At 68.3% G+C, this 21,217-nt stretch carries 19 protein-coding genes and 2 tRNA genes; 9 read left to right on the forward strand and 12 right to left on the reverse strand.

What is annotated here, in order from left to right; genetic code table 11:
* Positions 1-2: 2 nt before the first annotated feature.
* The 6 genes from AC07OZ_RS15875 to AC07OZ_RS15900 form a co-directional block, all read right to left on the reverse strand.
* A tRNA-Val gene (locus AC07OZ_RS15875) sits at positions 3-74 on the reverse strand.
* A 75-nt stretch (positions 75-149) separates the two neighbouring features.
* Positions 150-224 (reverse strand) — tRNA-Val (locus AC07OZ_RS15880).
* Positions 225-372: 148 nt separating this feature from the next.
* A complete protein-coding gene (dnaQ, locus tag AC07OZ_RS15885) occupies positions 373-1,089 on the reverse strand; it encodes a DNA polymerase III subunit epsilon (protein ID WP_495468059.1) in 717 nt (238 codons plus the stop codon).
* A gap of 28 nt (positions 1,090-1,117) precedes the next feature.
* On the reverse strand, positions 1,118-1,954 hold the full coding sequence (gene lgt / locus AC07OZ_RS15890; RefSeq protein ID WP_495468060.1) for a prolipoprotein diacylglyceryl transferase: 837 nt from the start codon (positions 1,952-1,954) through the stop codon (positions 1,118-1,120).
* 196 nt (positions 1,955-2,150) lie between these two features.
* Positions 2,151-3,206 carry a tetratricopeptide repeat protein gene (locus AC07OZ_RS15895; RefSeq protein ID WP_495468061.1) on the reverse strand — a complete coding sequence of 352 codons (1,056 nt, stop codon included), beginning with the start codon at positions 3,204-3,206 and terminating at the stop codon, positions 2,151-2,153.
* Positions 3,207-3,351: 145 nt separating this feature from the next.
* A complete protein-coding gene (locus AC07OZ_RS15900; protein ID WP_495468062.1) occupies positions 3,352-4,263 on the reverse strand; it encodes a LysR family transcriptional regulator in 912 nt (303 codons plus the stop codon).
* A 103-nt stretch (positions 4,264-4,366) separates the two neighbouring features.
* Here AC07OZ_RS15900 and ilvD point away from each other — a divergent pair, with 103 nt between their 5' ends.
* Positions 4,367-6,100 carry a dihydroxy-acid dehydratase gene (gene ilvD / locus AC07OZ_RS15905; protein ID WP_495468063.1) on the forward strand — a complete coding sequence of 578 codons (1,734 nt, stop codon included), beginning with the start codon at positions 4,367-4,369 and terminating at the stop codon, positions 6,098-6,100.
* 22 nt (positions 6,101-6,122) lie between these two features.
* Here the strand turns inward: ilvD and AC07OZ_RS15910 are convergent, their stop codons facing one another.
* On the reverse strand, positions 6,123-6,371 hold the full coding sequence (locus tag AC07OZ_RS15910; RefSeq protein WP_495468064.1) for a TIGR04438 family Trp-rich protein: 249 nt from the start codon (positions 6,369-6,371) through the stop codon (positions 6,123-6,125).
* Positions 6,372-6,532: 161 nt separating this feature from the next.
* Between AC07OZ_RS15910 and AC07OZ_RS15915 the strand changes: the two genes are divergently transcribed.
* The gene (locus AC07OZ_RS15915; protein ID WP_495468065.1) at positions 6,533-6,844 is read left to right on the forward strand and encodes a c-type cytochrome; all 312 of its coding nucleotides are present in this window, start codon (positions 6,533-6,535) and stop codon (positions 6,842-6,844) included.
* A gap of 100 nt (positions 6,845-6,944) precedes the next feature.
* Here AC07OZ_RS15915 and AC07OZ_RS15920 read toward each other — a convergent pair whose 3' ends face one another.
* Together AC07OZ_RS15920 and acs are read right to left on the reverse strand one after the other, a co-directional pair.
* Positions 6,945-7,472, reverse strand: coding sequence for a helix-turn-helix transcriptional regulator (locus AC07OZ_RS15920; RefSeq protein WP_495468066.1), 528 nt, complete (start codon positions 7,470-7,472; stop codon positions 6,945-6,947).
* Positions 7,473-7,807: 335 nt separating this feature from the next.
* Entirely contained in the window at positions 7,808-9,793 is a 1,986-nt protein-coding gene (gene acs / locus AC07OZ_RS15925) for an acetate--CoA ligase (protein ID WP_495468067.1), read from the reverse strand.
* 174 nt (positions 9,794-9,967) lie between these two features.
* Between acs and AC07OZ_RS15930 the strand changes: the two genes are divergently transcribed.
* Entirely contained in the window at positions 9,968-10,582 is a 615-nt protein-coding gene (locus AC07OZ_RS15930) for a TIGR00645 family protein (RefSeq protein WP_495468068.1), read from the forward strand.
* Positions 10,583-10,666: 84 nt separating this feature from the next.
* Here the strand turns inward: AC07OZ_RS15930 and nhaA are convergent, their stop codons facing one another.
* Positions 10,667-11,833: a Na+/H+ antiporter NhaA gene (nhaA, locus tag AC07OZ_RS15935; RefSeq protein WP_495468069.1), complete on the reverse strand. Its 1,167-nt coding sequence runs from the start codon at positions 11,831-11,833 to the stop codon at positions 10,667-10,669.
* Between the two features lie 235 nt (positions 11,834-12,068).
* On the opposite strand from nhaA, the gene AC07OZ_RS15940 reads away from it, so the two are divergent.
* The 4 genes from AC07OZ_RS15940 to AC07OZ_RS15955 all read left to right on the forward strand — a co-directional run bounded on the left by AC07OZ_RS15940 (position 12,069) and on the right by AC07OZ_RS15955 (position 16,444).
* Entirely contained in the window at positions 12,069-12,326 is a 258-nt protein-coding gene (locus AC07OZ_RS15940) for a hypothetical protein (RefSeq protein ID WP_495468070.1), read from the forward strand.
* A 131-nt stretch (positions 12,327-12,457) separates the two neighbouring features.
* Positions 12,458-13,996 carry a fumarate hydratase gene (locus AC07OZ_RS15945; protein ID WP_495468544.1) on the forward strand — a complete coding sequence of 513 codons (1,539 nt, stop codon included), beginning with the start codon at positions 12,458-12,460 and terminating at the stop codon, positions 13,994-13,996.
* A gap of 128 nt (positions 13,997-14,124) precedes the next feature.
* Positions 14,125-15,270 (forward strand): M23 family metallopeptidase, encoded by a 1,146-nt coding sequence (locus AC07OZ_RS15950; RefSeq protein WP_495468071.1) that lies wholly within the window; start codon positions 14,125-14,127, stop codon positions 15,268-15,270.
* Positions 15,271-15,538: 268 nt separating this feature from the next.
* A complete protein-coding gene (locus AC07OZ_RS15955) occupies positions 15,539-16,444 on the forward strand; it encodes a c-type cytochrome (protein WP_495468072.1) in 906 nt (301 codons plus the stop codon).
* Here AC07OZ_RS15955 and AC07OZ_RS15960 read toward each other — a convergent pair.
* Positions 16,427-17,824, reverse strand: coding sequence for a mechanosensitive ion channel family protein (locus AC07OZ_RS15960; RefSeq protein ID WP_495468073.1), 1,398 nt, complete (start codon positions 17,822-17,824; stop codon positions 16,427-16,429). The two genes, AC07OZ_RS15955 and AC07OZ_RS15960, sit on opposite strands and share 18 nt — an antisense overlap.
* 205 nt (positions 17,825-18,029) lie before the next feature.
* Complete coding sequence (locus AC07OZ_RS15965) at positions 18,030-18,983, reverse strand: histone deacetylase family protein (protein ID WP_495468074.1); 954 nt, start codon at positions 18,981-18,983, stop codon at positions 18,030-18,032.
* Between the two features lie 117 nt (positions 18,984-19,100).
* Between AC07OZ_RS15965 and AC07OZ_RS15970 the strand changes: the two genes are divergently transcribed.
* Positions 19,101-20,054: an AAA family ATPase gene (locus tag AC07OZ_RS15970; RefSeq protein ID WP_495468075.1), complete on the forward strand. Its 954-nt coding sequence runs from the start codon at positions 19,101-19,103 to the stop codon at positions 20,052-20,054.
* Positions 20,055-20,070: 16 nt separating this feature from the next.
* Positions 20,071-21,108, forward strand: coding sequence for a DUF58 domain-containing protein (locus tag AC07OZ_RS15975; RefSeq protein WP_495468076.1), 1,038 nt, complete (start codon positions 20,071-20,073; stop codon positions 21,106-21,108).
* Positions 21,109-21,217 lie beyond the last annotated feature (109 nt).

Here is a 21,217-nt window from a genome sequence, read left to right on the forward strand (position 1 = left end):
GGTGGGCGGTGCAGGGTTCGAACCTGCGACCCCTGCCGTGTGAAGGCAGTGCTCTACCGCTGAGCTAACCGCCCGGTATCTGGACCGGGTCTGTTCCGAGTTTTCGCCGAATTTCCAACAAGAACAAAGTGGCTTCGATGAAGAGACTTTGGTGGGCGGTGCAGGGTTCGAACCTGCGACCCCTGCCGTGTGAAGGCAGTGCTCTACCGCTGAGCTAACCGCCCGGTCTTGTCGTCCTCAACTGCTACTGAGCGCCTTGCTCAACTGCGGTTTTGGATGTCCGGGAAAGTCGAAGATTATGCCATGAGAATTTGACGCGATTCAAGAACTGTTTGACGCTCGTCTCTCGGACCCGTCTCCGGGTCGGGTGGCTCAAGCCGCGACGGGCACCTGCCAGATGCGCTTGCCGCCGCTGGCCTTGTCGAGGTCCGCCAGCGCCTTGTCGTGCAACGCCAGTTCCTCGGGCGTGGCCGCGATCACCGGCAGATCGAAAGCGCTGAAGTCGATGGCCACGACCTCCAGCTGACCGCCCTCGCCCGACGACGATCCGCCTTCGTCGATGACCAGCGAGTCCTGCCCGCGCGTCAGGCGGATGAAGACTTCCGCCAGCAGCTCCGCGTCCTTCACCGCGCCGTGCAGGCCGCGGTTGCTGTTGTCGACCTCGAGCCGGCGGCACAGCGCGTCCAACGAGTTCGCCTTGCCGGGGAACATGTCCCGCGCCATCAGCAGCGTGTCGCGCACGCTCTCCACGCACTCGTGCAGCGGCGCCTTCCCGCAGCGCTTGAGTTCGGCGTTGATGAAACCGACGTCGAAGGCCGCGTTGTGCGCGATCAGTTCCGCGCCGCGAATGAATTCGAGGAACTCGTCGACGATCTGCGCGAACTTGGGCTTGTCCGACAGGAACTCGATGCTCAGGCCGTGGACGCGGAACGCCTCCTCGGGCATGTCGCGTTCAGGGTTCAGATAGAAGTGCAGATGGCGGCCCGTCAGCTGACGGTTCACCATCTCCACGCAGCCGATGTCGACGACGCGGTCGCCCGATTCGGGATTCAGGCCGGTGGTTTCGGTATCGAAGAAGATCTGACGCATGTCTGGTCTCGAAAAGGATTCGCCCCGCTCAGCGGGCCGCGGGCGCCGCCTGCAGTCGCGCCGCGCGGCGATAGGCCCACAGCATCATGAGGATGCCGACGACGATCATCGGCGCGCTCAGCCACTGGCCCTGGCTCAGGTGCAGCGGCTGTTTGTCGAGCGTGAGGAAGCTGTCGGGCTCGCGGAAATACTCGACGACGAAACGCGCCACGCCGTAGCCGACCAGGAACAGTCCCGACACCGCCGCCATCGGCCGCGGCTTGCGCGCGAACATCCACAGCACGATGAACAGCAGCACGCCCTCGCCGAGGAACTGGTAGAGCTGCGACGGATGGCGCGGCGTCAGCACGGCGTCGTGCGCCTGCGGGAAGACCATCGCCCACGGCAGGCTGGGATCGGCTTGGCGGCCCCACAACTCGCCGTTGATGAAGTTGCCCAGACGCCCCGCGGCCAGGCCGGTGGGCACGCAGGGCGCGACGATGTCGCCGACCTCGAGGAAGTTGAAGCCCCGCCGCCACGCGAAGAAAGCCAGCGCGACGATCACACCCAGCAGCCCGCCGTGGAAGGCCATGCCGCCCTGCCAGACCGCCAGGATCTCGCCCGGGTGGCTCAGGTAGTAGCCCGGCTTGTAGAAGAACACGTAACCCAGCCGGCCGCCCAGCACCACGCCCAGCACGCCGTAGAACAGCAGGTCGTCGATGTCGCGGCGGGTCCAGCCGCGCGCCGCGTTCCAGGGCTTGCGGACCATGCGGTTGCCCAGCCACAGAAAGAGGCCGAAGGCGGCCAGGTACATCAGCCCGTACCAATGGATCGGCCATCCAAAGATGTTGATGGCGACAGGGTCGAACTGGGGATGGACCAACATGAAGAAGCTTTACCGCGTCGAGAAGGCGCGAATCATAAATGGCACCGAGGGAGCGCTCTGCACTGGAGCGCCCGCGAGGCAGGCCGGTGCCCCTTTCCGCTCAATCTCCTCCTCGCCGCTCGGAATTCGCTCCAAGGGGCCCCGGCCTGCCTCGCTCGGATCCACCGAGGTCATCGTCGGGGCACCGAGGTGGGCGTCAGGGGGCGCCCAGCGCCGCCAGCTGCTTGCGGCAGTCCTCGATGTCACTCTGGCTGCCTCGGCGGCTGTCCACGCAGCGCTGCAGCGCGACACGCGCGCCGGCCTTGTCGCCCTTGCCCGCCAACGCGCTGCCCAGGCGCCGGTCCAGGCCCAGTTGCTCGGCGCCCGTCATGCCGCGGGCGCGCTCGAAGGACGCCACCGCCTTGTCGTACTGACCCAGCGCGTCGTACGCGCGGCCCAGGCCGTAGGCGCCCATCGCCTGGTTGGGCTGGCTCTTGAGCAGTTCCTCGAACCACGGCACCGCCCGCTCCTTCTGCTCGCCGAAGAACAGGTTGCGGCCGTAATCGCTCCACAGCACGCGCAGCTCCAGCAGCAGCTCGGGCCGCTGCGTGTGCACCGCGCGCAAGGCCTTCTCCATCGCCGGCCAATCCTTCTTCGACGCCGCCACCCGCGCGCGCATCAGGCTCACCTGGGCCGGATCCTTCACGTCCTGCTCGAGCGCGCGCGCCTTCGACTCCCCACCGCCGACGAAGCTCGGCAAGGCCAGGTAGTACTGCTGCAGCGCGCTGCGCGGCTCGGGAGCGTCGGGCAGCAGCGCCATCGCACGCTGCGCCAGTTCGCTGACCCGCCCCAGCGAGCCCAGCGCCTTGAGCTTGCTACCACCGCGCGCCTGCATCACCAGCGCCAGCGCCAGCGCGTAGTGGCACGCGCCTTCGTTCGGCGTGCGCTGCACGCATTGCTCCAGCCGCTGGGTGTTCTGCTTCAACACCGCGCTGTCGGCCAGATCCAGCTGCGACAGCGCCAATGCGGCCACCGCCTGCGGATCTTCGGGATCAGCCTTCACCCGTTCCGAGGCCAGCTTCTCCAGATCGTCCGCGCGGCCGGCGTCGAGCAGCGCCTGCAGCGCCGGATCCTTCAACACCGCGGCCTGGGCCGATGTCGCGAAGGCCACGCTCATGAGCATCGAGAAACCGGTCACGACGCAGATCGCGCCGATCAGGCGTCGCCAGGTGCCGCGGCGCGCGGCTTCGTCGTTCTTGCGGGGAGCTTTCACGGGAAACGTCCTTTCATCCCCAGATGGTCGCAGAACTCCGCCGGGCCTGCATGCCCCTCGCATCCCGAATACGGAACTTCACCTTCGTCTTCATCATCGGCACAGACAGGCCGGAGCTGCCCCATCGGGCCGTGTCGGGCGAGGGTCACGCCTTGACTTTCGCCTGGCCCTTCATCTGACCGCGGACATGGTCGACGAAACGGTGCACCACCGGCGATGCATCCCGGCGCCAGATCAGGCTGGTGTCGCAAGCCGGCACGCGGACCGACGGCCACGGCCGGTAGCGCACGCCCGGCCGCTGCAGCGCGCAGACCGATTGCGGCACCCAGGCCACGCCCATGCCCGCCGACACCAGATTGACGATGGTCTGCATCTGGATGGCTTCCTGCGCGATGTGCGGCGTCGCGCCGTTCGCGCGATAGAAGCCCAGCAGCGCGTCGAACAGCGAGGGCGCGATCTCGCGCGGGAACACGACCAGCGGCTCCCGCAGCACCTCCTCGAGCGACGGACTGCGGCGCCGCGCCAGCGCCCAGTCCTCGGCATGCGCGAGCACCAGCGGCTCGGTCGACACGGTCAGGCAGTCGAAACCGGCGGGTTCGGCGCCCGGCGCGTGGATCGCGAAACCGGCGTCGAGTTCGCCCGTCTCGAAGCCGCGCAGCTGGACGTCGAGCGTCGCCTCGCGCAGCGCCAACTGCACGTCGGGCAGCGCCTCGCGGAACAGCCGCAGCCAGCGCGGCATGTCGCCGTAACCGACGGTGGACACGAAACCCAGGCTCAGCCGTCCGGCCTCGCCGCTGGCCGCCGCGCGCACGCGGGCGGGCACCTGGTCCGCCTGCTCGACGAGCCTGGCGGACGCCTCGACGAGCGCCTGCCCCGCCGCCGTCAGCGCGACGGCCCGGCGACCACGCTCCAGCAGCTGGACGCCGAGTTGCGCCTCCAGCTTCTGCACGGCCAGGCTCAGCGGCGGCTGCGTCATGTGCAGCCGCTCGGCGGCGCGGCCGAAGTGCAGTTCCTCGGCCAGCACCAGGAACTGGCGCAACGGACGGAGCTCGATCATCGATACATCACATGAATCAAAACGCCTTCGACTATATATTGGACCCGCAGGAAGGCCCGACGCATACTGGCCCGCTCCAAGCCTCGCTCGCCAGGACGACACCATGACCGACGCCAAGAACAACGCCTCCAGCAGCACCTCCGCCGCGCCTCACGACGACGCGCCCAACCGCCGTTCGAAGAACATCACCGAGGGCGTCGCGCGCGCGCCCAACCGCTCGATGTACTACGGCATGGGCTACGAGGAAGGCGATTTCGGCAAGCCGATGATCGGCGTGGCCAACGGCCATTCGACGATCACGCCGTGCAACTCCGGCCTGCAGAAGCTGGCCGACGCCGCCGTCATCGGCCTGAAGGCCGCCGGCGCCAACGCGCAGCTCTTCGGCACGCCGACGATTTCCGACGGCATGGCCATGGGCACCGAGGGCATGAAGTACTCGCTGGTCTCGCGCGAGGTCATCTCCGACTGCGTCGAGACCTGCGTCGGCGGCCAGTGGCTGGACGGCGTGATGGTGATCGGCGGCTGCGACAAGAACATGCCCGGCGGCATGATGGGCATGCTGCGCGCCAACGTGCCGGCGATCTACATCTACGGCGGCACCATCAAGCCCGGCCACTACAAGGGCCAGGACCTGAACATCGTCAGCGTCTTCGAGGCGGTCGGCCAGTTCAGCGCCGGCAAGATGAGCGAAGAGGACTTCTGCCAGATCGAGAAGCGCGCCATCCCCGGCAGCGGCTCCTGCGGCGGCATGTACACCGCCAACACGATGAGCTCGGCCTTCGAGGCGCTGGGCATGTCGCTGCCCTACTCGTCGAGCATGTCCAACGTCGAGGACGAGGTCGTCGAGAACACCAAGCGCGCCGCCGACTACCTGGTCGCCGCCGTCAAGGCCGACCTGAAGCCGCGAGACATCGTGACCAAGAAGGCCATCGAGAACGCCGTCGCCGTGATCATGGCCACCGGCGGCTCGACCAACGCGGTGCTGCACTTCCTGGCGATCGCGCACGCGGCCGAGGTGGACTGGACCATCGACGATTTCGAGCGCATCCGCACGAAGATCCCGGTGCTGTGCGACCTCAAGCCCAGTGGCCGCTTCCTGGCCGTGGACCTGCACAAGGCCGGCGGCATCCCGGCCGTGATGAAGCAGCTGCTGAAGGCCGGACTGCTGCACGGCGACTGCATCACGATCACCGGCAAGACCGTCGCCGAGAACCTGGCCGACGTGCCGGACCTGTCGCCCGACCAGCAGGTGATCCGCGCCGTGGCCGATCCCATCTACGCGCAAGGCCACCTGGCCATCCTGAAGGGCAACCTGTCGCCCGAGGGCTGCGTCGCCAAGATCACCGGCCTCAAGAACCCGGTCATCACCGGCCCGGCGCGTGTCTTCGACGACGAGCAGTCGGCGCTCGCGGCCATCATGGCCAACCAGATCAAGGCCGGCGACGTGATGGTGCTGCGCTACCTCGGTCCCAAGGGCGGCCCGGGCATGCCGGAGATGCTGGCGCCGACCGGCGCACTGATCGGACAGGGCCTGGGCGAGAGCGTCGGCCTGATCACGGACGGCCGTTTCTCCGGCGGCACCTGGGGCATGGTCGTGGGCCACGTCGCGCCGGAAGCCTACGAGGGCGGCACGATCGCGCTGGTGCACGAGGGCGATTCGATCACCATCGACGCACTGCAGCTGCTGCTGCAGCTCAACGTGGACGATGCGGAACTCGCGCGCCGCAAGGCGGCCTGGCGGAAGCCCGCGCCGCGCTACACGCGCGGCGTGCTGGCGAAGTTCGCGAAGAACGCCTCGAGCGCCAGCTCGGGCGCGGTGCTCGACAAGTTCGAGTGAGGGGACTGCGCCGGAAGCGCGCTCAGCGCTTCTTGCGCGTCTTGTCGCCCTGGCCGATGGCGTCGAGCTGGCGCTGCCGGCGCGACTCCTTCTTCTCGTCCATCTTGTCCATCTCCCGCTTCTTGGTGTAGCCCGTCTTGTCGGCGATTTCCCACCACACGACGGCCACCGGGAAGGGCGACAGCACCCACCACCAGCTCAGCGTTTCAAACGGGCCGACACTGGCCAGCTTGAGAAGAATCAACAGCACACCGATCACCATCAACCACATCGTCGTTCTCCTCGTCGGCGCACCCGGTGAGCGCGTCCCCAACACTACAATCGCGCGAGCCCGGAATCCCCCAGCCACTCTTCGCCCTGCGTCGCGACTCGTGATGCCGCGGCGGCGATTGTGGCGCCATTCGGAGGTCCGGCGACACCTGAAAGGATGCCATGAGAAACGCCTTGTTCATCTCCGCGGCCCTCGCCGCCACGTTGACCGCGCCCAGCGCCTTCGCCAGCCCCGAGCTCGCGCAGAAGAAGAACTGCATGGCCTGCCATGCCGTCGACAAGAAGCTGGTCGGCCCCGCCTACAAGGACGTCGCGGCCAAGTACGCCTCAGACAAGGATGCGGCGAAGAAGCTGGCCGAGAAGATCATCAAGGGCGGCTCCGGCGTCTGGGGTCCGGTGCCGATGCCGGCCAACACGCAGGTCAGCCCGGCCGAGGCCGAGACCCTGGCCAAGTGGATCCTGACGACGAAGTGACCGTCGACCCGGGCAGCCCGGGCGTCCGATGACGCCCCTGCCCGTCGGAATCTGCAGGCCCTTCGGGGCCTTTCCTTTTGGCGGGCCCTCGAACCTCCCGTCAGGCCACGAGCTTGAGCAGCTCGTCGCGCCGCCGATCGTCCAGGTGACGGCTCTCGCGGGCGAGGTTGACGGCCTTGGCCACCGTCGCGAGTTCGAGGATCGCCTCGTCGATCTTGTAGCCGCCGCGCCCCTGCATCCAGCGCAGCACGTCCCACAAGTGCCACACCGAGGACGAGTTGCCCTCGTGGATCGGCGACGGAAAGCTCATCGGGTGCGTCAGCATCAGCTTGCGCATGTTCTGGCGGGACACGCCCACCATGGCCGCCACGTCGGTCAGGCCGACCATGTCCGGCCCCGCCTCGATGAGCCGCGCGCCGGGAATGGCCTTGCGGACCTCGCGCAGCGCGCCGAGCAGGGCCTGGTCGGCGCGTTCGGCCCCTCGGGCGAAGCTCAGCATCACCCTGCCGCGCAGGCCCACGGCGACCCGCACGTCCTTGCAGCCGACGGACGCCAGCCGTTGTTTCAACGGCTCCTCCTCGCAGTCCGACGGCGGCATCTGGACCTTGAGCGTGAACGAATATTCCACAAACGACTCCTTCTGTGAGGGCGACGTCTGGCGCGCCGTGTCGCCCGAGCGCCGCCATGATCGCGGGCACCGCTCCTGACGGAACGGAGCCGGAATTCTTGGCCCGCGCGCCTTCGGGTTCCACAACCCGAGGGAGTGTGGCTGGCGCCCGCGCTGGCACGAGAAGGCCAGCCGCTCCCCAGGGTCGGGGCGTCGAGGCGGTTGTCGGCTTGCGCCAGCGCAAGAAAAAGCCCCGCGAAAGCGGGGCTGCACGTGTTTTCAGAGGAGAAACGGTCAAGGAACCGATGACAACCGGGATGCCACGCGCATCCCGCGCGTGACGTCGGCCGCGGTCCTCAATAGGCCTGTCCGAGCTGTTCCAGGATGGCCGGATTCTCGAGCGTCGACGTGTCCTGCGTGACCGTCTCGCCCTTCGCGACCGAGCGCAACAGGCGCCGCATGATCTTGCCGCTGCGCGTCTTGGGCAGGTTGTCGCCGAAGCGGATGTCCTTGGGCTTGGCGATCGGACCGATCTCCTTCGCGACCCAGTCGCGCAGCTGCTTGGCGATGGCCTTGGCCTCGTCGCCGCTCGGGCGCGCGCGCTTGAGGACGACGAAGGCGCAGATCGCCTCGCCGGTGGTGTCGTCCGGGCGGCCGACCACCGCCGCCTCGGCCACCAGCTCGGTGCAGCTGACCAGCGCGGACTCGATCTCCATCGTGCCCATGCGGTGGCCCGACACGTTCAGCACGTCGTCGATGCGGCCGGTGATCGTGAAGTAGCCGTTGTCGGCGTCGCGGATGGCACCGTCGCCGGCCAGGTAGTAGCCCTTGAGCTCGGGCGGGTAGTAGCTTTTCTTGAAGCGCTCCGGATCGCCGTAGATCGTGCGGATCATCGACGGCCACGGCTTCTTGACGACGAGGATGCCGCCCTGCCCGTTGGGCACGTCGTTGCCGGTCTCGTCGACGATGGCCGCGGTGATGCCGGGGAACGGCAGCGTGCAGGAGCCCGGCACCAGCGGCGTCGCGCCCGGCAGCGGCGTGATCATGTGGCCGCCGGTCTCCGTCTGCCAGAAGGTGTCGACGATGGGGCAGCGGCCCCCGCCCACGTGCTGGTGGTACCACTCCCACGCAGCCGGGTTGATCGGCTCGCCGACCGAGCCCAGGATGCGCAGCGAGCTGAGGTCGTAGCGCTTCGGATGCACGGCCTCGTTCGCTTCGGCGGCCTTGATCAGCGAACGGATCGCCGTCGGCGCCGTGTAGAAGATCGTGACCTTGTGCTTCTCGATCATCTGCCAGAAGCGGCCGGCGTCCGGGAAGGTCGGAATGCCTTCGAAGACGACCTCGGTGCCGCCCAGCGCGAGCGGGCCGTAGGTGATGTAGGTGTGACCGGTCACCCAGCCGATGTCGGCGGTGCACCAGAAGACGTCGGAGTCCTTCAGGTCGAAGGTCCACTTCGTGGTCAGCGCGGCATGCAGCAGGTAGCCGCCGGTGCTGTGCTGCACGCCCTTGGGCTTGCCGGTCGAGCCGGAGGTGTAGAGCAGGAACAGCGGGTGCTCGGCCTCGACCCATTCGGGCTCGCAGCTCGAGGCCTGGCCGGCGACGGCGTCGTGCAGCCATTCATCGCGGCCGGCGACCCAGGCGATGTTGCCGCCGGTGCGCTTGTAGACGATGACGTGCTTGATCGTGGGGCAGCTGTTGTCAGCGAGCGCCTCGTCGACGATGGCCTTGAGCGGCAGCGACTTGCCGCCGCGTGCCTGTTCATCGGCGGTCAGCACCATCACGGCGCCGGCGTCCTGGACGCGGTCGCGCAGCGATTGCGCCGAGAAGCCGCCGAACACCACCGAGTGCGTCGCGCCGATGCGCGCGCAGGCCTGCATCGCGACCACGCCCTCGACCGACATCGGCATGTAGATGACGACGCGGTCGCCCTTCTTCACACCGCGCGCCTTCAGCGCGTTGGCCAGCTGCGCCGTTCTGGCCAGCAGTTCGGCGTAGGTGACGCGGGTCGTGGTGCCGTCGTCGGCCTCGAAGATGATCGCGACGCGGTCACCGCGGCCGGCTTCGACATGACGGTCCAGGCAGTTGTAGGAGACGTTGAGCTTGCCGTCCTCGAACCACTTGAAGAACGGCGCGTCCGATTCGTTCAGCACCTTCGTGAAGGGCTGCTTCCAGCTCAGCAGCTCGCGCGCCAGACGGGCCCAGTAGCCCTCGTAGTCGTCCTCCGCTTCCTTGCACAACGCCTCGTAGGCGGCCAGGCCAGACACGTGGGCGCCCTGGACGGCGGATGCGGGGGGGTTGTAGACGATCTTGTCGCTGCTCTTGTCACTGATCGTATTGGTCATGGGCCTATGTCTCCGTACAGGCAGGGATCTTCGAACTCGGGTTCAGACTCGGCCGAACTCTCCGCTTTCACACTGACGATGTGCTTACTCTTGTAGAAGAGCCGATGCGATGCTCTCACTAAAATCGCCCGGTTTGGCGGTTCCCGCCAGTTACGACTTGAAGGACTTACCCCGATGACCGACAGCCCGAAGCCCCCGGCCGAGACCGCGCGCAAGCGCATGCACCCGCTCTCGCATCTGATGTTCGGGAGTCGCTGGCTGCAGTTGCCGCTCTACATCGGCCTGATCCTGGCGCAGGCGGTCTACGTCTTCCAGTTCTGGACCGAACTCGTGCACCTCGTCGAGGCCGCCTTCGGCAACCAGGAGGCGCTGAAGCTGCTGGTCAGCAGCGTCGGCTACAACCCCGGGATCACGGTCACCAAGCTCAACGAGACCATCATCATGCTGGCCGTGCTGGCGCTGATCGACGTGGTCATGATCTCCAACCTGCTGATCATGGTGATCATCGGCGGCTACGAGACCTTCGTGTCGCGGCTGCACCTGGAAGGCCACCCCGACCAGCCCGAGTGGCTGGACCACGTCAACGCCTCGGTGCTGAAGGTCAAGCTGGCGACGGCCATCATCGGCATCTCGTCGATCCACCTGCTCAAGACCTTCATCAACGTCGAGAACCTGAGCGAGAAGACGCTGATCTGGCAGACCTGCATCCATCTGGCCTTCCTGCTGTCGGCGCTGGCGATCGCGATGACGGACAAGCTGCTGTCGCACGGTCCGAGCGAGAAGCACTGAGCAAGGAAGCGCTCCGGCAGAGGGGCCGGTGCATGAACGACGAAGGGGCCCGCGGGCCCCTTCTTCATGGACGGATCGACGCGTTCAATCGCGCTTGCGCAGCAGGATCAGCGTCCCCACCACGCCCGACAGGATGGACCCGCCGAGCACGCCCAGCTTCACGCGGGTTTCCCAGTCCGGGCCGTGGCCCGCGAACGCAAGGCCGCCGATGAACAGGCTCATCGTGAAGCCGATGCCGCACAGCACGCAGACGCCGAAGAGCTGGACCCAGTCCGCGCCGCCCGGTTTCTGCGCCAGGCCCATCCGGATCATCAGCCACGAGCTGCCGAACACGCCGATCGCCTTGCCCAGCAGCAGGCCCAGCGCGATGCCCAGCGACACCGGATGCAGCAGGTCGCCGGCGTTCAGTCCAAGCAGCGACACGCCGGCATTGGCGAAGGCGAACATCGGCAGGATCAGGAACGCGACCCAGGGATGGAGCGCGTGTTCGAGGTCCTCGGCCGGCGAGTGGCCGTGGCCGTCGTCGTCGGACGGGATGAAGAGCGCGGTGGCCACGCCCGCCAGCGTGGCGTGGACGCCGGACTTCAGCACGCAGGTCCAGAGGACCAGGCCCACGACGATGTAGACGTCGGCACGCTTGACCTTCGCGCGGTTCAGCGCGAAGAGGATGACCAGGCAGGCCGCGGCGCCGGCCAGCGCCGTCAGCGAGAGCTGGCTCGTGTAGAAGAGCGCGATGACGACGATGGCGCCGAGGTCGTCGATGATCGCGACCGCCGTCAGGAAGACCTTCAGCGAGGCCGGCACACGACTGCCCAGCAGCATCACGATGCCGATGGCAAAGGCGATGTCGGTCGCTGCGGGGATGGCCCAGCCGTTCAGCGCGACCGGGTCGCCGAGGTTGAGGCCCGCGTAGATCAGCGCCGGGACGACCATGCCGCCCAGCGCGGCGACGAGGGGCAGCACGGCCTGCGAGCGCTCCGACAACTCGCCGCTGACGAATTCGCGCTTGATCTCCAGGCCGACCAGGAAGAAGAAGACGGCCATCCACAGGTCGTTGACCCAGACGAGCAGCGGCTTGGCGAGGACCAGCCAGTCGCCGCCGATGCGGACTTCGCCCTCGATGCGGGTGAAGGCGGCGTAGAACTCCCGCCACGGCGAGTTGGACAGGATCAGCGCGACGACGGCGGCGATGGCGAGCACGATGCCGCCGGCCGATTCGCTGGCGAAGAAACGTTTGAGTCCTGGGGTCAAGAAAGTGCCTCCCGAAAAGATGGATCTGCGGCGGCTGCGGGTAGTGATGCAGGGCCTCCCTGGGGGTGAGTCGGATGCTGCGTGAAGACGACATCATCGCCGGTGCGCACCGCGCTCCCTCGCAAGGGGGTGGGTCGCGTTCTCCCCAGGACGCCTGTCCGGGGGGCGTTGCTAGCATCCCCGGCTTCATCAATGTGCCGGGACTCGCATTCCGGCGCCACCAGGGAAGCCCGCCATGATCCGACTGTTGTTCGCCGCCGCACCGGTGCTCGCTCTCGCCGCCTGCGCCAGCGATGGCGTCACCGCGCAGACGACACAGACCGCGCAAGCCGAGAACGCTCCGAAGCTCGTCTGCGAACGTGAACAACGCACCGGCTCCATGCTGGGCAAGCGCGAATGCGCCCCGGCCATGACCGACGAGGATCGCCGCCGACTGTCCACCGAAGTGGGCAACATGGTCAAGCCGCGCGGGATCACGGCGCCGGGCAGCTGAGCGCCAGGTTGGCGCGCTGGCGCACAAGCGTGCGCAGCGCGTCCCGCCAACGCCGGCGGCGACGGGGATTTCACCGGGTAACGGGAGAAAAAGGATAATCGCGGTCTCCCGTGACCAGCCTGTCCACGACCATGACCACCATCCGCTACGCCGACCTCGTCGAAAGCGTCGCCGCCGCGCTGCAGTACATCAGCTACTACCACCCGGCCGACTACATCCAGCATCTGGCGCGCGCCTATGAACGCGAGCAGAGCGTGGCCGCCAAGGACGCGATCGCGCAGATCCTGACCAATTCGAAGATGTGCGCCGAAGGCCGCCGTCCGATCTGCCAGGACACCGGCATCGTCAACGTGTTCCTGAAGATCGGCATGGACGTGCGCTGGAGCGACTTCCCCGGCTCCATCCAGGACGCCGTCAACGAAGGCGTTCGTCAGGCCTACAACCACCCGGACAACAAGCTGCGCGGCTCGGTGCTCAGCGATCCGATCTTCGAGCGCAAGAACACCAAGGACAACACGCCCGCGGTGATCTTCATGGAGGTCGTGCCCGGCAACACCGTCGACGTGATCGTCGCGGCCAAGGGCGGCGGCTCGGAGAACAAGAGCAAGGTCTACATGCTCAACCCGAGCGACAACATCGTCGACTGGGTGCTCAAGACCGTCCCGACCATGGGCGCGGGCTGGTGCCCGCCGGGCATGCTGGGCATCGGCGTCGGTGGCACGGCCGAGAAGGCCGCGCTGCTGGCCAAGGAAGCCCTGATGGACGACATCGACATGTACGAGCTGCTGGAGCGCGGTCCGAAGGACAAGCTCGAGGAGCTGCGCATCGAGCTGTACGAGAAGGTCAACGCGCTGGGCATCGGCGCGCAGGGCCTGGGCGGCCTGACCACCGTGCTGGACGTCAAGATCAAGACCTACCCGACGCACGCGGCCTCCAAGCCGATCGCGATGATCCCGAACTGCGCGGCCACGCGCCACGCGCACTTCGTGCTCGACGGTTCGGGACCGAGCTACCTCACGCCGCCGAGCCTGGACCTCTGGCCGGACGTGAAGTGGGCGCCGGACTACAACAAGAGCAAGCGCGTCGACCTGAACACGCTGACCAAGGACGAAGTCGCCAGCTGGAAGCCGGGCGACACGCTGCTGCTCAACGGCAAGATGCTCACGGGCCGCGATGCCGCGCACAAGCGCATCCAGGACATGCTGGCCAAGGGCGAATCGCTGCCGGTGGACTTCACCAACCGCGTCATCTACTACGTCGGCCCGGTCGATCCAGTGCGCGATGAAGTCGTGGGACCGGCCGGTCCGACGACCGCGACCCGCATGGACAAGTTCACCGACATGATGCTGGAGAAGACCGGCCTGATCGCGATGATCGGCAAGGCCGAGCGCGGCCCGGTCGCGATCGAGTCGATCAAGAACCACAAGTCGGCCTACCTGATGGCGGTGGGCGGCTCGGCCTACCTGGTGTCGAAGGCGATCAAGCACGCCAAGGTCGTCGGCTTCGAGGACCTGGGCATGGAAGCGATCTACGAGTTCGACGTGGTCGACATGCCGGTGACGGTGGCCGTCGACGCCGGCGGCACCAGCGCCCACATCACCGGCCCGGCCGAGTGGCAGCAGCGCATCGCCGCGGGCAAGCCGATCAAGATCCCGGTGGCGGCAGGCTGAACGCCCTGCCCCTCGCGATCGCCAGCGTCGCGATCACGAACGACAAGACCACCCTCGGGTGGTCTTTTTCATTGGCGATGCCTTCCGACACTTCGCGCCGTGCGCCCATCGCGCGTATCACTGCGGGCATGAACGATCACATCGACGGGCTGGCGCGCCTTCCGCGCCGAACCTTCACGGGCGTCGCGATGGCGATGCTCGCCGCGCCGCTGACGTCCGTGATGGCAACGACGGCAACTGTCGACGCTTCGTCGGCGATGCCGCTCGCCCGCCCACGGCTGATCGCGCCCGGTGGGCCCGTGCGCGTGGAAGACATGGACGAGCTCGTCGGAGAAATCCATCTCGCTTGTCCCGCCGGCGAGCTCCCACCGACGGCGCTGCGGCTGCTCGACGCCGATCGCGGCGACACCTTCGCAGAGTTTCAGGACGAGGCGCTCACGCGACGTCTCGCGCGCATCGACGAGGACCGGCTCCTCATTCATGTGGAGTTGCGTTCGCGACCGGACCGGCCGCTGCCACCCCGCCTGTTGCCAGTCCTCGCGTGGGGTCCGGACCGCGAGGTCCGGGGCGATGCGCTCGTTATCTCCGCGCACGGTGCGACGGCCTTCGGTCCTCCTCTCGGAAAGGGCCTCTGGGTCGCGATCCACGATCCCAGCTGGGCGCGCGGTCACCGACGCGTCGGATTCCAGCAGGCGGGTCGTTGGACGATTCCCGGCCGGCATGCCATCGACTTCGTCCAGGTGGACGCGGACGGCCGCATCGCGCGGGGGGATGCCGATCGCCCCAGCAACCACTTCGGCTACGGCGCCCCGGTGCTGGCCGTCGCGGACGGCATCGTGAGCGCCACGCGGAACGACATGGCCGAGGCACCATCGATCGCCGCCAACCGCCGTCATCCGCTGATCGATGCGCCGGGCAACCATGTCATCCTCTCGCTGGCGGACCGGGGGCACGTCCTCTACGAGCACCTGCGCCCAGGCAGCCTGACCGTCCGCCCCGGCGACCGCGTGCGCAGGGGCCAGGTGCTGGGCGAGCTGGGATTCACCGGCGACTCCACCGGCCCTCACCTGCATCTGCATCTCGGCGACGAAGGCGCACCGAACACTGGGGAAGGCTTGCCGTTCGTGTTCGAGCGCTTCGAGCGGCTGGGCGGCTACGACGACCTCGCGATGCTCGGCCGCGCGCGGTGGCAAGCCGCTCCGGAAGGACTCTCCACCGTCCGCCTCCGTGAGAAACCAGCCTCCCATCGGGTGATCCGTTTCACCGCGGCGTAGCCCCTCCCCTAGTTCAAGGGTTAACCCACACTCACCTCCCCGTTCATCGCCGCCGATCGCGTCTGATCGCGCCTCACGCGCATTTCATCGCAGCCGCGATGGTGCGGCGCAGCCCCACTCCCAGAATCCGCCGCCGTGCCCTTGAGCCAGCCGACGAAGCCGCAGAAAGCTGCAGAAGGCCGTGGGCATCGTGCTTGTGCGCCGACCGATGGCGGCCCGCAGGCGCGCGACCCACGCGCATCGGATGAGAGTTTCGGGAGTGAGAGTGATGAATCGATGGATCCAGCGAGGCCTGACCGGCCTCGCCACCTTGGCCTTCCTGGCCGGCGCGGGCGCGCTGGCCGCCGTGCACATGGCCGACACGAAGATGAACCGCCGCATCGAGGTCGCGTCGCGGAACGTGCCCATTCCGGTGGACACGGTCAGCCTCGAACGCGGCCGCTACCTGTACGCGACGCGCGGCTGCGTCGACTGCCACGGCGCCAACGCCGCCGGGCGCCGTTTCATCGATGCCGACGGCATGCGCGTCGCGGGTCCCAACCTGACGACCGGTCCCGGCAGCGTCACGATGGGCTACACGCCGGCCGACTGGGAGCGCACGCTGCGGCACGGCGTGAAGCCCGACGGCACGCCGCTGCTGATCATGCCGAGCCAGGACTACAACCGGCTCACGGATGAGGACGTCGGCGCGCTGGTGGCCTACATCCGCTCGATGCCGCAGGCGCGCGGCGGGCCGGCGGAGATGCAGTTGCCGCTGCCGGTGCGGGTGCTCTACGGCCTCGGGCAGATTCCGGACGCGGCCTCGCGCATCGATCACACGCTGGCGCCGGAGGCGCCGGTCCCCGCGGGGCGCACGGTCTCGCACGGGCGCTATCTCGCGGCGATGTGCATCGGCTGCCACGGGGATCAATTGCAGGGCGGCCGCATTCCCGGCGCGCCGCCGTCGTGGCCGGAGGCGGCCAATCTCGCCGACGCCTCCGGGCCCATGGCCTCACGCTACGGCGACGCGGCGACCTTCGCCCGCATGATGCGCAGTGGCCAGCGACCGGATGGTTCGTCCATCGCGGTGATGCCCTTCGAATCGCTGCGCGAGCTCACCGACGACGACCTCGCAGCGCTGCACAGCTATCTGGCGCAGCGCGGGACGCAGGTCGCGTCAAACGGCGGGCGCTGAGCCCGCCACCGTCCCCGCTACCGCACCCGGTGTTGCGTCCGGTGCCGAACCGGGCGCGGCCGCTCCCGCGGCGCCTTCGACCACCGTCCGCACCACCCGCTGTGGGAACGGGATGTCGATCTCCAACCGGTTCAGCAAGCGCAGGATCGCGAGGTTCACGTCCGAGCGCACCCCGCCCTGCCCGTTGTGCGGATCGGAGATCCAGAAGCCGATCGTCAGCTCCAGTCCGTCGGCGGCGAAGTTGCTCAGCGACACCGACGGCGCCGGCTCGGACAGCACGCGCGGGACGCGCTTCACTTCCTCGATCAGCTGCGGGAACAGCGCATCCACGTCGGTGCCGTAGGCGACCTGCACCACCGTCGACACGTTCACCTGCGGGTCGGCGAGCGAGAGGTTCTCGACCCGCGTGGTGATCAGCGACTCGTTGGGCACGATCGCCTCGCGGCCGTTGAGCGCGCGGATCACCGTGTAGCGCGTCTTGATGTCGCTGATGCGGCCTTCGAAGTTGTCGACCTTCACCATGTCGCCGATCCGCAGCGAACGCTCGGCCAGGATCATGAAACCGGAGACGTAGTTCGCCGCGATCTTCTGCAGGCCGAAGCCCAGGCCCACGCCGACCGCGCCGCCCAGCCAGGACAGCGCGCTCAGGTTCAGGCCCACCATGTTCAGCGCCACCATGGCGCCGACCACCAGCAGGGCCGTCCGCGTCAGGTTGACCGCGATCTTGCGCATCGACAGGTCGAGGACCGACTTGCCGCGCAGCAGCCGCGACTCGACGGCGGACGACAGCCACAGCACGACCAGCATGACCGCGCCCACCTGCAGCGCGCCGACCAGCAGGTCATAGACGCTCGTGGACTGGCCGTTGGCGTTCTTCGGCAGGAACTTCGGCTTGTAGTCGTCGAGCTCGTCCATCAGGATCGGCAGCACGCCGACGATCCACAGGATCGAGCCCAGCCACGCGACCCACGACACGCTGCGCTCCAGCAGCTTGATGCCGATGGAATCGGGCATCGTCGCCCGCAGCACGCGCGCGACGAGCCGGATCACCACCAGCGACAGCAGCACCGGGATCACGACGCGGAACAGCGCCACCGGCTCGCCGAGCAGCGGCATCACCCGTCGCGCGCCCAGCGCCAGCAGCAGCGCGATGACCGGGAACAGGACACCGTCGAAGACGCGGTGACCCAGCAGCACCGAGTGATGACCCGGCGCCGTCGTCACATGCTTGCTGATGCGGTAGACGATCAGCCAGGACAGCGCCAGGCAGGCCAGCACGAGGCCGAACTCGATCAGCGCCTGCGGGCGCGCCAGCATCGTGAGCAGCGATTCGAGTTCCCGCAGGCTCAGCGTGTGGTTCAAGGAAGAGGTGGTACCCAAGGTAGCGTTCAAGGAGGAGATCAAGTCGGCATCCGGCGCGGGCCGGGTCGTTCAGTCGAAGAGGAATCTTGGTGGCCGCGAGGACACGGCGGGTGCGACGGAAGGATGCGGCAAGGGGCTGGCATCGACAGGGCGCAGGCGCGGTGATGGCGGCATCGGCAACAGCGGGAACGGCGGCGACGACGGCGTCAGCGGCATCAGCGGCTCAGATGCCGGCCAGCGTCCGCAGGTGCACGCCGACGCTGCGCGCCAGCGCGCCCAGGTCGTAGCCGCCCTCCAGGCAGGACACGATGCGGCCCTTCGCGTGGCGCCGGGCCACGTCCATGATGCGCAGCGTGATCCATTCGTAGTCCGCCTCGACCAGGCCGAGCTGCGCCAGCTCGTCGTCGCGGTGCGCATCGAAACCGGCCGAGACGAAAATCATCTGCGGCTTGAAACGTTCCAGCGCCGGCATCCAGAGCGACTCGATCATCTCGCGCACCTCGGCGCCGCGCGTGTACGGCGGCACCGGCACGTTGAGCATGTTCGCGCCCTTGGGCTCGGTGCCGGAGTACGGATACAGCGGGTCCTGGAAGATGCTGACCATCAGCACGCGATCGTCGCCGGCCAGGATGTCCTCGGTGCCGTTGCCGTGGTGGACGTCGAAGTCGATGACCGCCACGCGGTCCAGGCCGCGCACGTCCAGCGCATGCCGCGCGGCGACGGCCACGTTGTTGAAGAAGCAGAAGCCCATCGTCTGGTCGCGCGTCGCGTGGTGACCGGGCGGGCGGACCGCGCAGAAGGCGTTCTCCGCGCGGCCGTCGACGACCAGGTCGGTCGCCTGCACCGCCGCGCCCGCCGCGCGCAGCGCCGCGGACCAGGTGAACGCGTTGGCGCAGGTGTCGGGATCGAACGCCTTCATCGGATTGGGCACGCCCTGCTTCGCCTGCAGCTCGAGCGCCTCGAGTTCCGCCTTCAGCTCGGCGACGTAACGGGCGGAGTGCGCGCGCTCCAGCGACTTGAGCTCGGCGCGCGGCGCTTCATGACGGTCGAGCGCGACGTCGACGCCGTGCGCAATCAGCCAGTCCTCGATCGCGCCCAGGCGCTGCGGGCATTCCGGGTGACCGGCGCCCATGTCGTGACGATGACAGTCGGGGTGGCTGATGAAGGCGGTGCTCATGGTCGGATCATGGTCGGCTCATGGTCGGCGCTTGCACGGTCGGGACCCGGACGAGGCACGGTCGGGACATGTGCGGCGCTTCGTCGGAGCGAACGGATTCTGCGATATCGTGCGCCGATGAGTTCCGACGCGCCGACCCTCGCCTCCCAGCCGCTGACCGACCTGCGTCGGCAGATTAGCACGATCATCAAGGGCAAACAGGCGCAGACGGAGGACTGTCTGGCCTGCCTGCTGGCCGGCGGCCACCTGCTCATCGAGGACCTGCCCGGCGTCGGCAAGACGACGCTGGCGCATGTGCTGTCGATCTCGCTGGGGCTGCGCTTCTCGCGGGTCCAGTTCACCACCGACCTGATGCCCTCGGACCTGCTGGGCGTCAACATCTTCCAGCCCGGCGCGCAGGCGGCCGGCGGTAGCGCCTTCCAGTTCCACCCGGGGCCGGTGTTCAGCCAGGTGCTGCTGGCCGACGAGATCAACCGCGCCGGCCCGAAGACGCAGAGCGCGCTGCTCGAGGCGATGGAGGAGTACCAGGTCAGCGTCGACGGCACGACGCATCCGCTGCCGCTGCCCTTCTTCGTCATCGCGACGCAGAACCCCAGCGAGCAGCTCGGCACGCACCCGTTGCCGGAGTCGCAGCTGGACCGTTTCCTGATGTGCATCAGCCTGGGTTATCCGGACCGCCAGGCCGAGCGCGAGCTGCTGATGGGCGGCGACAGCCGCGAGCTGCTGCGCGCGCTCAAGCCGGTGATGACGCCGGACCAGCTGCGCGAACTGCAGCGCGCGGTGCTGGCGATCCATGTCTCGCCGGCGCTGCTGGACTACCTGCAGGCGCTGCTGGAGGCGACGCGTTCCGGCGAATGGTTCCAGGAGGGCCTGAGCCCGCGCGCCGGCCTGGCGCTGCTGCGCGCGGCGCGGGCGAAGGCGCTGCTGAGCGGACGCGACTACGTCTCCCCGGATGACGTGCAGGCGATCCTGCCGCAGACCATCGCGCACCGGCTGCGGCCGCGCGGCGGCAGCGCCCGGGGCGCGCGCGAACAGGTGCGCGCGATGATGGCCGCGGTGCCGCTGCCCTGAACTGCCCTGGACCGTCGTGCGTGTGCCTTCCTGGAAACTCCCCTCGCTGAAGCTGCCCGCGGTGCGCTGGCCGTGGCAGCGGCGCTGGGAGAAGTGGTGGCAGGGCCGCCACCCGGCCAGCGACACGACGGCGCTGACGCAGCGCAACCTGTACATCATCCCGAGCCGCCCGGGCGCCGCCTTCGTCGCAACGCTGCTGGTGCTGCTCCTCGCGTCGATCAACGACCAGCTGAGTCTGGGCTACCTGCTGACCTTCGTGCTGGCGGGCGCGGGCATGGCGTCCATGAACGCGACGCACGCCAACCTGCGCGGCCTGAAGCTGGACCTGAAGACGCCGCCCGCGACCTACGCCGGCCAACCCCTGGCGCTGGACATCCGGCTGCACAACACCGGCGCGGCGCGGTTCGGCGTCGGCCTGCGGCTGCCCGACGCCAAGGCGGCGGACATCGCCTACGCGGACGTCCCGGCGCAGGGGCATGCGCAGCTCCACCTGCAGCTGAGCTTCGCGACCCGGGGCCGGCATGCATTGCCGCGCCTGCGCATCGAATCGCAATTCCCGTTCGGGCTGTTCGTGACCTGGAGCTACTGGCGCCCGGCGGCGCAGGCCTGGGTCTATCCGACGCCGGAGCTCGACGCCCCACCGGCCGCCGCGGTCGAGGAAGGCCTGCCGCAAGGCCAGGGCCAGCCGGGCCTGGGCGACGACCCGGGATTGCGGCCGTACCGGCACGGCGACTCGCCGCGCCAGATCCTGTGGAAGAAATCGGCGCTCGCGCTGGCGCAACCGCAGCCGCCGTCGGGCAGCGGCGGAGGCGGCGCGGCGCTGCTGGTGCGCGAGCGTCTGGGCAGCCGCGCCAGCGAGCAGTGGCTGGACCTCGCCGCGACGCGCGGCCTGCCGTTCGAGCAACGCGTGTCGCGCCTGACGGCCTGGGTGCAGCGGGCCGAGGAAGAAGGCCTGCCGTACGGCCTGAAGCTGCGGGACATCGCGATCGCGCCGGACCTCGGGCCGGAACATTTCCGGATCTGCATGGAAGCGTTGACGCTGATCCAGGAGTAGTCCTGACGGCTGGCGCCGAGGTGCGCCAGGATCCGCCCCGGCGGAACGGCCAGCTTCCCAACCACAGGAATCAGTGGGTGACTTGGCTCAATCCGGTGGGATTCGCCGC

The sequence above is a fragment of the Roseateles sp. GW821-FHT09G03 genome (genome assembly GCF_059416045.1).